The 12,104-nt window shown below is 50.6% G+C and carries 9 protein-coding genes, 1 tRNA gene and 1 riboswitch; of the genes, 2 read left to right on the top strand and 8 right to left on the bottom strand.

Annotation, left to right across the window (positions count from 1 at the left end; all coding sequences use genetic code 11):
• Positions 1-49: 49 nt before the first annotated feature.
• From HMPREF2551_RS09455 to metK, 7 genes are all read right to left on the bottom strand, one after another.
• On the bottom strand, positions 50-874 hold the full coding sequence (locus HMPREF2551_RS09455) for an undecaprenyl-diphosphate phosphatase (protein WP_070838655.1): 825 nt from the start codon (positions 872-874) through the stop codon (positions 50-52).
• A 44-nt stretch (positions 875-918) separates the two neighbouring features.
• Entirely contained in the window at positions 919-1,560 is a 642-nt protein-coding gene (locus HMPREF2551_RS09450; protein WP_070838704.1) for a thiol:disulfide interchange protein DsbA/DsbL, read from the bottom strand.
• 11 nt (positions 1,561-1,571) lie between these two features.
• Positions 1,572-2,681 (bottom strand): SPOR domain-containing protein, encoded by a 1,110-nt coding sequence (locus HMPREF2551_RS09445; RefSeq protein ID WP_070838653.1) that lies wholly within the window; start codon positions 2,679-2,681, stop codon positions 1,572-1,574.
• Between the two features lie 154 nt (positions 2,682-2,835).
• Positions 2,836-4,332, bottom strand: a complete 1,497-nt coding sequence (locus HMPREF2551_RS09440) for a YifB family Mg chelatase-like AAA ATPase (RefSeq protein WP_070838651.1) — start codon at positions 4,330-4,332, stop codon at positions 2,836-2,838.
• Between the two features lie 13 nt (positions 4,333-4,345).
• Positions 4,346-4,666 carry an accessory factor UbiK family protein gene (locus tag HMPREF2551_RS09435; protein WP_070838649.1) on the bottom strand — a complete coding sequence of 107 codons (321 nt, stop codon included), beginning with the start codon at positions 4,664-4,666 and terminating at the stop codon, positions 4,346-4,348.
• Positions 4,667-4,790: 124 nt separating this feature from the next.
• Complete coding sequence (locus tag HMPREF2551_RS09430; protein WP_070838647.1) at positions 4,791-5,858, bottom strand: DUF1176 domain-containing protein; 1,068 nt, start codon at positions 5,856-5,858, stop codon at positions 4,791-4,793.
• Between the two features lie 170 nt (positions 5,859-6,028).
• On the bottom strand, positions 6,029-7,198 hold the full coding sequence (gene metK / locus HMPREF2551_RS09425; RefSeq protein WP_070814290.1) for a methionine adenosyltransferase: 1,170 nt from the start codon (positions 7,196-7,198) through the stop codon (positions 6,029-6,031).
• A 173-nt stretch (positions 7,199-7,371) separates the two neighbouring features.
• Positions 7,372-7,482, bottom strand: a riboswitch (SAM-I-IV-variant riboswitch).
• Between the two features lie 108 nt (positions 7,483-7,590).
• On the opposite strand from metK, the gene HMPREF2551_RS09420 reads away from it, so the two are divergent.
• On the top strand, positions 7,591-8,472 hold the full coding sequence (locus HMPREF2551_RS09420; RefSeq protein WP_070814291.1) for a lysophospholipid acyltransferase family protein: 882 nt from the start codon (positions 7,591-7,593) through the stop codon (positions 8,470-8,472).
• A 48-nt stretch (positions 8,473-8,520) separates the two neighbouring features.
• Here the strand turns inward: HMPREF2551_RS09420 and HMPREF2551_RS09415 are convergent.
• Positions 8,521-8,597, bottom strand: a tRNA-Pro gene (locus HMPREF2551_RS09415).
• A 205-nt stretch (positions 8,598-8,802) separates the two neighbouring features.
• On the opposite strand from HMPREF2551_RS09415, the gene recC reads away from it, so the two are divergent.
• Positions 8,803-12,102 carry an exodeoxyribonuclease V subunit gamma gene (gene recC, locus HMPREF2551_RS09410; RefSeq protein WP_070838645.1) on the top strand — a complete coding sequence of 1,100 codons (3,300 nt, stop codon included), beginning with the start codon at positions 8,803-8,805 and terminating at the stop codon, positions 12,100-12,102.
• The last annotated feature ends 2 nt before the right edge of the window (positions 12,103-12,104 follow it).

Raw genomic sequence — 12,104 nt, 5'->3', positions numbered from 1 at the left:
AAAAAAGGACGTGCGCGGGCACGTCCTTTGAGGAGAATGAAGGGAGCGATTATTCGCTCCAGCTGACTAAGCCTAGCATCCAAGTAAGGAGAATCAGACCACCGAATACGATGCGGTAGTAGGCAAAAGGAACATAGTTTTTACTGGAAACAAATTTCAGCAAAGCTTTTACTGCTAATAAACCGGCGATAAATGCTGCGATAAAACCGATGGCAATTTGTCCGACATCTTGCAAGGTAAAGAGTTTGTAGTTTTTTAAGATGTCGTAACCTGTTGCCGCAATCATCATTGGTACAGCAAGGAAGAATGAAAATTCGGTAGCCGTTTTTCGTTCTAGTCCCCACAGCATACCGCCCATGATGGTACTGCCTGAACGTGATGTCCCAGGGATAAGGGCACAAATTTGGGCGCATCCTACAACAAATGCGTCAATTGGGCGCATATCATCGACATGGTTGACTTTAGGTTTGGCTGTTGTTTGGCGTTTTTCAACCCATAAAATGAAGAAGCCGCCCAATACCAGCATGGTAGCAACGGTAATCGGGTTGAAAAGATGCAATTTAATTTGTTTACTGAATAAGAGACCAACAATCGCAGCGGGGATGAACGCGATAAATAAATTCAGCACAAAGCGATTGGCTGTTCGCTCTTTGCCTAGTCCTTTTATGATATGGGTAAATCGTTGGCGATATTCGAATACAACGGCTAATACGGCTCCGAGCTGGATGGCGATTTCGAATACTTTTCCGTTACTTCGGAAATTCATTAAGTCGCCGAATACAATCAAGTGACCGGTACTTGAAATGGGGAGGAACTCGGTTAAACCTTCGATGATACCGAGAATAAGTGCTTTAAATAAAATCAGAATGTCCATAAGTTTTCAGACGGCCTTAAGGCCGTCTTTCTTTTGTTGAATAGTTAAAGTGGTTTTGAGGATTGTTCGCGGCGGACTTTAATGATGAGCTCGTCTATGGTTTTCATACCGGCTTTCCAGTCGCTACCGTTGAAATTGACTTTGTATTTACCACCGACAATGACAGTTGGTGTGTTTTCAATTCGATAAGTTTCCGTCAATTGCTGCATTTTTGCAGTAGCCGATGTGGCAGCAGGGCTATTGTAGGCTTGAAGCAGTTTTTTACTGTCAAAACTTGTCTGTTTGCCGACCCATGTGCGGAATACATTTGCATCAGCCAAGTTAATCTTCTGTTCGTAAACGGCTTTGAAGATAACTGGATTGGCCTGATATTTTAAACCTGAAAGATTGACGGCAGCGGCTACCTTGGCCAAGCCCAACATTTCAGGCATCCAAACGACATGTTCTGTCCGTAAGGAAATATCTTTGGCGAAGGTTTTGCTGTGTTGCAACAAAACCGGATCGAGATGGTAACAATGGACGCAGAAGTAGCCGAAAAATTCTAGCACTTCAATTTTTCCGGCTTGCTGCTGCGGGATAGGGCGACTAAGAACGGTATAGTCCACGCCTTCGGTAGCAGCCTGCGCACTCAGACTGAGCAGGCTCAGGCTGAGTGCGGCAATAGTTTGTTTCATACGCTGCTTCATCAGTGATTCCATTATTTGGTAGAACGAATCAAGCTGTTGATATTATGGCCTTGCAGGTTTTTTTGCAGTTTCATAGCGGCTTCCTGCGGCATGGTGTTACTTTGAACTCGATAAATGGTTTTGTCGCCGTTTTGCGATTCAACCACTTTGGAAGAAACACCTAAAATAGCCAATTTCGCACGTTGTGAATCTGCGCTGGAGCGGTCTGCATATGAACCAAGTTGCAGGAATGCCTTTTTACCGCTGTTGGCAGCTGCTTCGGCTTTTTCTGCCGATTGTTTGCCAGCGGCGTTGCTGCTTTCTTTTGTTGTAGAGGCATTTGCAGCTTTGCGTGCTTTTTCGATGCTGCCGCTGTTGAGGATTTGCTCAGGTGTCGGCTTGTTTTGTTTCTTGGCTTCGGCCGCTTTTTTCTCAGCCAATTTGCGCTCGGCACGCTCTTTTTGTTTGTCGGTCAGTTGGTCGGCCGCTTTTTTATCTTTTGCAGTTTTATCAGCAGCTTCTTTTTCAGCTTTGGCTTTTTCTGCGCGTTTTTTTTCTAATTCGGCTTTTTTCTCGGCCAGTTTTTTCTTAACGGCTTCTTTTTCTGCTTCCGCTTTTGCAGCTTTTTCTTTGGCTTCACGTTCGGCTTTGTCGGCGGCAGTTTTGTCTGCTCTTTCTTTGGCTTCGCGTTCGGCTTTATCGGCAGCGGCTTTTTCAGCTTTTTCTTTAGCTTCGTGTTCGGCTTTTTCTGCTTCAGCTTTATCCGCTTTTTCTTTGGCTTCGCGCTCGGCTTTTTCCTGAGCCTCTTTTTCTGCTTGTGCCGCTTTCTCTTCAGCTTCTTTGGCAGCCTTTTCAGCCGCTTCTTTTGCTTTGGCTTCTTTCTCCGCCGCTTCTTTTTCAGCCTTGGCTTTTTCTTCATCTGCTTGGCTGGACGAATTGTCGGTAGCAGGGCGTTTCTCTGCTTTGTCTTGAGGCTTCAGGATTTCAGGTTCTTCACTTTGTTTAGGCTGGGTCAGCTCTTTGAAAACGTTTTGGTTGCCTTGGTTCAGGAAGAACAAAATACCGGCAATAATACCTGTTGCCAGTATCAGGCCGAAAAAGAAACCGGCCAAGCCTTTGCCATATTGTGTAGATTTTTTCATGACTTACCTTGTAATAATGGGTTCAGACGGCCTGAAGGGAGACTGTCTGAGTTTGAATTCGATATTTTATCAATAACCGTTATGGACGGCAAAATCCTGATGCTTTGTTTACTCTAGTTTTACTTAAATATAAAGATTCAGGCCGTCTGAAAAGTTAGAGGGCGCGACGGAAACCGATGGCTTTCATCACATGGGTTTTACTGACTTCTTCATCGCCTGCCAAATCGGCCAGCGTACGGGCAACGCGCATGATGCGGTGGAAACTGCGCGCGGATAGGGACAGTTTTTCGAGCATGGTTCCCAAGGCTTCTTGCGCTTCTTTTTGGATACGAGCTTTGCCATCGAGCTCGCTGACACTCAATTCGGCATTAACTTTGCCTTGTCGGCCGTATTGGATTTTGCGCGCGGCGGTAACGCGTTCTAATACGGCGGCACTGGATTCACCAGCTTCTTGTTGCATCAGCTCGGCAGCGGAAAGGCTGGGTACTTCGATGGTTAAATCGATGCGGTCGAGTAATGGCCCTGAAATTTTGCTTCGATAACGGGCGATGCTTTCAGGCGTGCAGCGGCAAGGTTTGGACGGATGACCGAGATAGCCGCAAGGGCAGGGGTTCATGGCGGCGACAAGTTGGAACTTGGCCGGATAAACAGCTTGGCGTGCGGCGCGGGAAATATGGATTTCGCCGTTTTCCAAAGGTTCGCGCAACACTTCCAATACTTTACGGTCAAACTCGGGCAATTCGTCTAAAAACAACACACCGTGGTGCGCCAATGAGATTTCTCCCGGACGTGGGTCTGAACCGCCGCCGACCATGGCGGCCGAGCTGGCGCTGTGGTGGGGACTGCGGAAAGGGCGGTTGCTGTCGAGTTGCTGTTGATGGTTGGGCAGGAGCGAACGCAATGCCCAGACTTCGACCAATTCGTCTTCGGTCAAAGGGGGAAGGATACCGGGCAAACGTTGCGAAAGCATGGATTTGCCCGTTCCCGGCGGTCCCATCATCAGCAGGCTGTGTCCGCCTGCCGCGGCGATTTCCAAGGCGAGGCGGGCGGTATGTTGGCCTTTGACATCAGCTAAGTCGGGTATTTTACTTTGTTCAGACGGCCTTTGTGGCAGTTTGCATTCGGTTTGTGTCAACGGTTCGATGTCGTTTAAATGGGCGGCCACTTCGCCCAAAGAACGTGCGCCATAAACCGCAATGCCACGCATGACGGCAGCCTGTTCGGCATTTTCTTGTGGCAAGACGAACGAACGGCCGGCCTGCATTCCCTGCCATGCCATGGCCAGCGCGCCGCGTACGGGACGCAGCAAGCCGGACAGCGCCAATTCTCCGGCAAACTCATATTGCGCGAGCTTTTCAGGATTAATTTGTCCCGATGCGGCAAGAATGCCCAAGGCAATCGGTAAATCGAAACGGCCGGATTCTTTGGGGAGGTCGGCCGGTGCGAGGTTGACGGTAATTTTCTTGGCGGGGAAGTCAAAGCCGCTTTGGATGATGGCGGCACGCACGCGGTCGCGGCTTTCTTTAACTTCAGTATCGGGCAAACCGACGATATTGAAATGTGGCAAGCCGTTGGCAAGGTGGGCTTCCACTTCGACCAACGGCGCATTCATGCCGCTTAAGGCGCGGCTGTAAACCAAAGCAAGCGACATGTTTCAGACGGCCTTATTCGGCAGCTTCGGTTTGTTGTTTGATTTCGGCAACAGCTTCTTCCGCAGCGGCTTCGGCCGCTTTCAAAGCAGCTTCTTCAGGCTCTTGAGCAGCTTCGAGTTTGTCCAAACGGGCTTCCAATTCGGCCAGTTTGGTACGGGTTTTAATCAAAACCTGTTGTTGGATGTCGAATTCTTCGCGGGTCACCAAGTCCATGCGGTTGAACGCGCTGCCGAGCATGGCTTTAACGTTTTTTTCCATGTCTTTAGCAGGGCTGTTGGCGATGGTTTCGCTGATTTTGGAGCTGACTTCTTCAAAAAGTTGTTTGCCGAACATAATCCGTATCCTTTATTCAGAATGTATATAGAAATTCAAGTGGCTATTGTATAAGGAAAAAGGCCGTCTGAAAACGGGAATTTTGAGACGGCCTTTGCTTTCTATCGTAAATATTCCGTGTATTTTAACGCTCAACACGGGCTTTAAAAACAGGCATCAGCCAAGCACCGCCTGTGAAGCCTTTGCATGAGCCAGTGGTGTGTTCCTCACTGCGGACAAACGTTTTACCGTCCCACACCGCTGCATTGCCAGACCAGCAGTCGCCGATCCCTCGGCCTTTGAAGCTGCCGCTAAGGGTGGCTGTTTTCTCATCGAATCCGCCGTGCCCGCCGTATGTCATTGGCGGCAGTACTTGTTCGATTTTGGTCAATTCTTTGTTGGCAATGGCATAGTAGCCGCCGGTTTGATAGGCTCCGCCGATACAGATGGCCTCTACCAATACTTGTTGTTTGTTGAGCGGATAAATACTTAGGCTGCGATTCCAATCCATGTGCTCTTTATCATGCAGGGCGGGGCAGTAATTGTCATCGTCAGTGGGAGCATGGTTGTTGCTGTCTCGCAGCAGTTTCATGACGGCATTGTGGCGCGGCGTGTTTTGCTCCAGTGTATCGCTTGCTTTTTGTGGTACGGCAACGGTACGGATAACGGGTTTGGGCTGAGGGTTTAATACTGCCTGACTACTGTCGCCTTTGCGTATCAGCGCGGAAGGCGTATTCAGACGGCCTTGGAATTCGTCCGCTTTCAACATCGCCGCCGCTGCACCTTGGTCGGACAAGTGCCATTCATATTTTCCAGAGCGGATGCTGATTTTGCTCTCTTTTTTCAATGCTTCGAGTAAGGCGCTGGTTTGCGCTTTGCTCAATTTGCCTTGGCCTTTTTTATTGAACGCCAATTTGCCCAGTGATTTACCGTTCAATACCAATTCGTTGCGGGTTGCAATGCTGGCGAGTTGTGCTTCATCGTCATTAAATGGCAGTAGGGAAACTTTACCAATTACGGCGGCATTCGCCCCTGCTTGTCGGGTAAACAGGATAGAAACCGGCGGCTCTGTTTCATCTGCCTGATATCCGGCAAGACGGCAGGTGCCGGTATTGTCGCAAGCAATGTCCCAGTCTTTGTAATTTTGATAAAAGCCTTGAGTCGGTGCGGCAAGCGCAGTAGCGGGCAAAACAGCCAACAGCCATTTTTTCATGATGTATGCTTTCAATTTTATTTGGTAGCTTCACAAAAACATTACGGCAATCCAAAATTTCGTTGCGCTGTTTTTGTGAAAATACGATGTGTCGTTCGTAAAAAGGTTTTGAATATTTAGATGTAAAAAGGCCGTCTGAAACTCCCGTTCAGACGACCTTTATTATTTTTTTACACGCCTGCGGCTGCTTTCAATGCGGCTGCTTTGTCGGTGCGCTCCCAAGTAAATTCAGGCTCTTCGCGACCGAAGTGGCCGTAGGCGGCGGATTTTCCGTAAATCGGGCGCAGCAGGTCGAGCATTTGGACGATGCCTTTAGGGCGCAGGTCGAAATGTTCGCGAACCAGGGCAATCAGTTTTTCTTCGCTGATTTTGCCGGTGCCGAAAGTATCGATGGAAATCGAAGTCGGTTCGGCAACGCCGATGGCGTAGGAAACTTGGATTTGGCATTGGGTTGCCAAACCGGCGGCGACGATGTTTTTCGCAACGTAGCGGCAGGCGTAAGCGGCGGAACGGTCCACTTTGGACGGGTCTTTGCCGGAGAATGCACCGCCGCCGTGCGGAGCAGCGCCGCCGTAGGTATCGACGATGATTTTACGGCCGGTCAAACCGCAGTCGCCTTGCGGGCCGCCGATAACGAAGCGGCCGGTCGGGTTGATCAGGTATTTTGTTTCGGCAGTCAGCATTTCGGGTGGCAGAACGGGCTTGATAATCTGCTCAATCACGGCTTTGCTCAGTTCTTCATGGCTGATGGCAGGGTCGTGCTGGGTGGACAGGACGACGGTGTCGATGCGTTTTACCTTGCCGGTTTCGCTGTCGTAAACCACGGTCAGTTGCGCTTTGGCATCAGGACGCAGCCAAGGCAGGCGGCCGTCTTTGCGCAATTCGCTTTGACGCTGCATCAGGCGGTGGCTGTAATAGATGGCAAACGGCATCAGGGTAGGGGTTTCGTCGCAGGCATAGCCGAACATCAAACCTTGGTCGCCCGCGCCTTGGTTCAAGTCGATGCCTTCGCCTTCGTTCACGCCTTGGGCGATGTCGGGGGATTGCTGGTCGTAGTACACGCCGACTGCGCAGCCGTTGGCGTCAAAGCCCAGCTCGGAGGAGTTGTAACCGATGCGTTTGATGGTTTCGCGTGCGACTTTGATGTAGTCTACTTGGGCGGTGGTGGTGATTTCGCCTGCCAATACGCACAAGCCTGTGTTGACCAAGGTTTCAGCGGCGACACGCGCTTTGGGGTCTTGCGCCAAGATGGCATCCAAAATTGCATCGGATACTTGGTCGGCAACTTTATCCGGATGGCCTTCAGATACCGATTCGGAAGTAAACAGATATTCGCTCATTGCTATTCTTTCATTAAAAACAGGCTACTGTGTTTTCAGACGGCCTTTTATTTCGGACAGCGGAAATCATAACAAAAACTCCGCTTTTTCTCTATACAAGTGAGAAACATTCGCACTTGCCTGCTGTTTCGGAATCCTGTTGCGCGTTTCTTACAGGCAAAAAAATTCCCGCATTAAGCGGGTTTGGATTGCTCTGGCGAGCCACATCGGTTTTTCAACCGTCCACCTTACCTTTCCGTTTGAAAAGCAGGTTGGCATGGAATTCCCAACTCTTAATGCAGCGCGGATAGTAGCAGAAAAGCAGGTGCGCCGCAATATATTTGCCCGAAGTCTGTTTTGTTCAGACGGCCTGTTTCGTTTACAATCTGTCCACTTCATTTTGGTAAAACCTTATGCAAACGCTTGTTACCTTTGTTTTTAAATTTTTGGCCGCGCTGCCTTTGGCTTGGTTGCACAAATTAGGCAACCTGCTGGGTAGTTTGGGTTTTCGTGTGCTGTCGAAAGATCGCCGGCGTGTTTTTGAAAACATGAAACTTGCCGGTTTGAACCCGACGGACGAGGCGGTGAAAAAAGTTTTCCGTGAAACGGCAAAAGGCGGCTTGGAATTGCCGGTGGCGTTTTTCAGACGGCCTGAGGAAATTGAAAACCTGTTTGTCAGCGTCAACGGTTGGGAACATGTTCAGACGGCCTTGAGCGCGGGCGAAGGTTTGCTGTTTATCACGCCGCACATCGGCAGCTATGATTTGGCAGGCCGCTACATCAGCCAGCAGCTGCCGTTTCCGCTGACGGCGATGTACAAACCGCCGAAAATCAAGGCTTTTGATGCGGTGATGCAGGCGGGGCGCGTGCGAGGTAAAGGCAAGACTGCGCCGACCAGCATTCAGGGCGTCAAACAAATCATCAAGGCCCTGCGCGGCAGCGAAGCGACCATTGTGTTGCCGGACCATGTACCGTCTCCAGAGGAAGGGGGCGACGGCGTGTGGGTGGACTTTTTCGGCAAACCTGCCTACACCATGACGTTGGCGGGCAAGCTGGCGCAAGTTAAAGGCGTGAAGGCTTTGTTTTTCTGCGGTGAGCGTCTGCCCAACGGGAAAGGCTTTGTCTTGCACATCGAGCCATTGCGCGGCGAGTTGAACGGCGATAAGGAGAACGATGCGCGCGTGATCAATGAAAATACCGAATATTGGATACGCCGTTTTCCGGAACAATATTTGTTTATGTACAACCGCTACAAACATCCCGAAGGCGCGCCTTTCCCGCCGCCGGAAGTATAGGCTTGCCGAATGTAAAAAACCTGCTTGGATTCAAGCAGGTTTTGTATTTGGTCGGAATGAGAGGATTCGAACCTCCGACCCCTTCGTCCCGAACGAAGTGCGCTACCGGGCTGCGCTACATTCCGAATGTGGGGAATTATAGGATAGGAGAAGCCGGTTTGTACAGGGGGTCGATAAATAATTAATAATTGGCTGCCGATGGATTTGTTTTGTTTTAGGCCGTCTGAAGCGATGTGTTTCAGACGGCCTGTGTTTTTGTTTGCCGCTTCTGCTGAAGCATTTGTCCTAATGGCATTATAATGTGGGCAATTGTTTTTTAGATTGTCTGCTATGTTTTATCTTTATCAGTCCGACCGTTTGGAAGCGCTTGCCGAAATGTGCGCGCATATTCATCAGGCCTTGCCTTTGGATGCGGTATTGGCGCAGGAAGAAGTGGTGGTGCAGAGCCAGGGGATGCGGCGTTATCTGAATGTGTTTTTTGCGCGCAAACTCGGCGTGGCGGCGAATTTGAAGTTCAGCCTGCCGGCCGGTTTGGCGTGGCAGCTGATGCGTAAATTGGTTCCCGATGTGCCGCCGCTCAGCCCGTTTTCGCCTGAGGTCATGCGTTGGCGTTTGCTGGATTTGTTCCGCAGCGAAGCGTTTCAGACGGCCCCGGAATACGAAAACGTGCGCCTGAAGCTGGAAAGTTATTTGCACAGTTCGGCATCGGCGGATTATCAGCTTGCCGGACAAATGGCGGATATTTTCGACCAATATTTGGTGTACCGGCCGGATTGGATTGATGCGTGGCAGGCCGGGAAGCTGCTGGGTTTGGGCGATGATGAGGATTGGCAGGCGCGGCTGTGGCGTTATTTGGACGATGGCAGCCAATCGGCGCCGCACCGCGTGGCCTTGTGGGAAAAGCTGTTGGCGCAGTTGGATAAATCGGTCTTGCCGCAAAGGTTGTTTGTATTCGGCATTTCGACAATGGCGCCGATGTATCTGCAACTGCTGCACCAAATTTCCAAGCATTGCGATGTGTTTGTGTTTGCGCTCAACCCGAGCAGCCAATATTGGGGCGAGGTCATCGACGAGGCGCAGATTTTGAAAAGGGGCGATGAGGCGGATTTGTCGCAGGCAGGGCATCTGCTGTTGGCTTCTTTGGGCAAGCAGGGGCGTGATTTCTTTGATTTTCTGTCGGAAGTGGAAACCGAGCAGGATATTCAGGTTTATGAAGAGGGAAAAGACGATACCTTGTTGCATTGCCTGCAAAACGATATCCAAAACTTAATCATGCCGTCTGAACGCTTATACCAACAGGAAGAAGGCGAAGCAGGCGCGCAGCAGGCTTGGGTTCAGGTTCACGATGCGGACGGAAATTCAGTGTGTGTCGAGCCGGACAAGCTGTTGAATGACGGCTCGGTCAAAATCGTCGCGGCACACAGTCCTTTGCGCGAACTGCAGATTTTGAAAGAAGAGCTGTCGCTGGTGTTGCAAAATAATCCTGACTGGCAGCCGCACGATATTGCCGTTTTGACGCCGAACATCGAGCCCTACAGCCCGTTTATCGAAGCCGTTTTTGGACAGGAGCAGGCGGGCAGCCAGGCTTTGCCGTATTCGATTTCGGATGTAAAACTCAGCCGCCGCCAGCCCTTGCTGTATGCTTTGGCGCAAACATTGGACTTGCTGGAAAGCCGGTTTGAAGTGGACAAGGTTTTACCTTTGCTGGAAAGCCGGTTGGTGCTGCAACGCTTCGGTTTGAGCGAGGAAGATGTGCCGCTGCTGCATGAGGCTGTTGCCGGATTGAATGTGCATTGGGGTTTGGACCAAACCATGCGCGAGGGTAAAGACAACCTCTTTACTTGGCAGCAGGCGGTAGAGCGTTTGGCCTTGGGCTGGATGCTGCCCGAAGGCGGCCACGGTATGTGGCAGGGTGTGAGCGCGTGGCATAGCAACGTCAACCAGTTGGATGTGTTCAGCGGTTTTGCCGAATTTATCCGTACTTTGGCCGATATGGCGGCGCAATGGCAAGAACCTGCCGATGTGGAAGGCTGGGTGCAGCGTTGCCGCGATTTGCTGGAGAAACTGTTTGCACCGGATACGGACGACCAATACGCCAAGCAGCAGTTTGAGCAGTCTTTGGCGAAATGGCAGGAAGAGGCGCAGTTGGCCGAATTTGACGGATTGTTGCCGTGTAAAACCGTTATCCGCCATATCCGCCGTTTTTTGGACAGTGAAAGCCAAGCCGGATTTTTGAGCGGCGGCATTACTTTTTGCAGTATGGTGCCGATGCGCAGCCTACCGTTTAAAATGGTTTGCCTGCTGGGTTTGAATGACGGCGATTTTCCGCGCAATACCAAAGCGGCGGTGTTCGACCTGATTGCCAAACATCCGAAAAAAGGCGACCGCGCCCGCCGCGACGACGACCGTTATCTCTTCCTCGAAGCCTTAATCAGCGCGCGCGAAATGCTGTATTTGTCGTATATCGGCCGCGATATACGCAATGATGCTGAGTTTGCGCCGTCTTCGTTAATCAGCGAGCTGCTGGATACCATTGCCGCCATGACGGGGAAAAGCGGGCACGAGTTGGCGGAGAAATGGGTGAAACATCATCCTTTGCAGGCGTTTTCGCGCCGTTATTTCCAAAAGGACGCGCTTTCAGACGGCCTCTTCAGTACGCGCCAAGATTACGCCGATGCGCTGAACCAACCGCCAGTAGAAGCGCAGCCGTTTTTCCTTGAGGCTTTAAGTCAGGAAGAGCCGGGCAAAACCATTCAGCAGGGCGAGCTTATCAGTTTTTGGCGCAACCCTGTCAAAGTTTGGCTGAAGAGAAATTTAAGCTGGGATCAGCCGTATTTGGACGGCGCATGGGAATCTGCCGAACCGTTTGAGCCGCAACATGAAGGCCGGATTGCCGATGCCTATTTGGATGCGCGGCGCAAAGGTGAAGATTTTGAAGACACGGCCATTCGGCTGAATGCAGAAAGCCTGATGCCGGTAGGCGAGTTGGGCGGCTTGTGGCAGAAGCAGTATCAGATATCTGCAAAAAACGTAGATGCCGAGTTGATACGCAGCAACAAAAGGCCGTCTGAACCTTATGAATTACACTTTGACGACTTGGTTTTACAAGGCACCATCGGCAATCTTTACGAATGCGGCCGCATTGTGTTCCAAAACCAAAAAGACAATGCGCCCAACCGCATTGCCCGTTTATTGGAGCATTTGATTTTTTGTGCCGTCGCCCCTCAATCCGTTGAAAACCGACAAACCCATATTGTCAGCTTGGGACAGACCGAAACCTATGCCGCCATCGAGCAAGAGGCGGCGAGGGCACTTTTGAAAGAATGGTTGGTATATTTCCGAATCGGACAAAATACCCCCTTGCCGTTTTTTGCCAAAACCAGCCTTGCCGCTGCGGAGGAATACAGCAAGAAAGAAGATTGGGATGCAGCCTTGAGAAAAGCCTATGAGGTTTTTAACGGTAATAAAATGAACAAAGGGCAGAAAGAATATACCGAAGTGAAGCTGGTGTTCGGTCATTCGGACGAAGCGCCGCTTGAAGAGCCGCTATTTGAAAACCTTGTCGTCAATCTGCTTGTTCCGCTTTTGAACAGTGCGGCAGGGAAAAACAATGCAACAGAACAGGAGTAAAG

The sequence above is a fragment of the Neisseria sp. HMSC066H01 genome, from assembly GCF_001837375.1.
In the GTDB taxonomy this organism is placed as follows: Bacteria; Pseudomonadota; Gammaproteobacteria; order Burkholderiales; family Neisseriaceae; genus Neisseria.
Note: the sequence above shows the minus strand (reverse complement) of the source record. Positions and strands in the feature narration are given on the sequence as shown.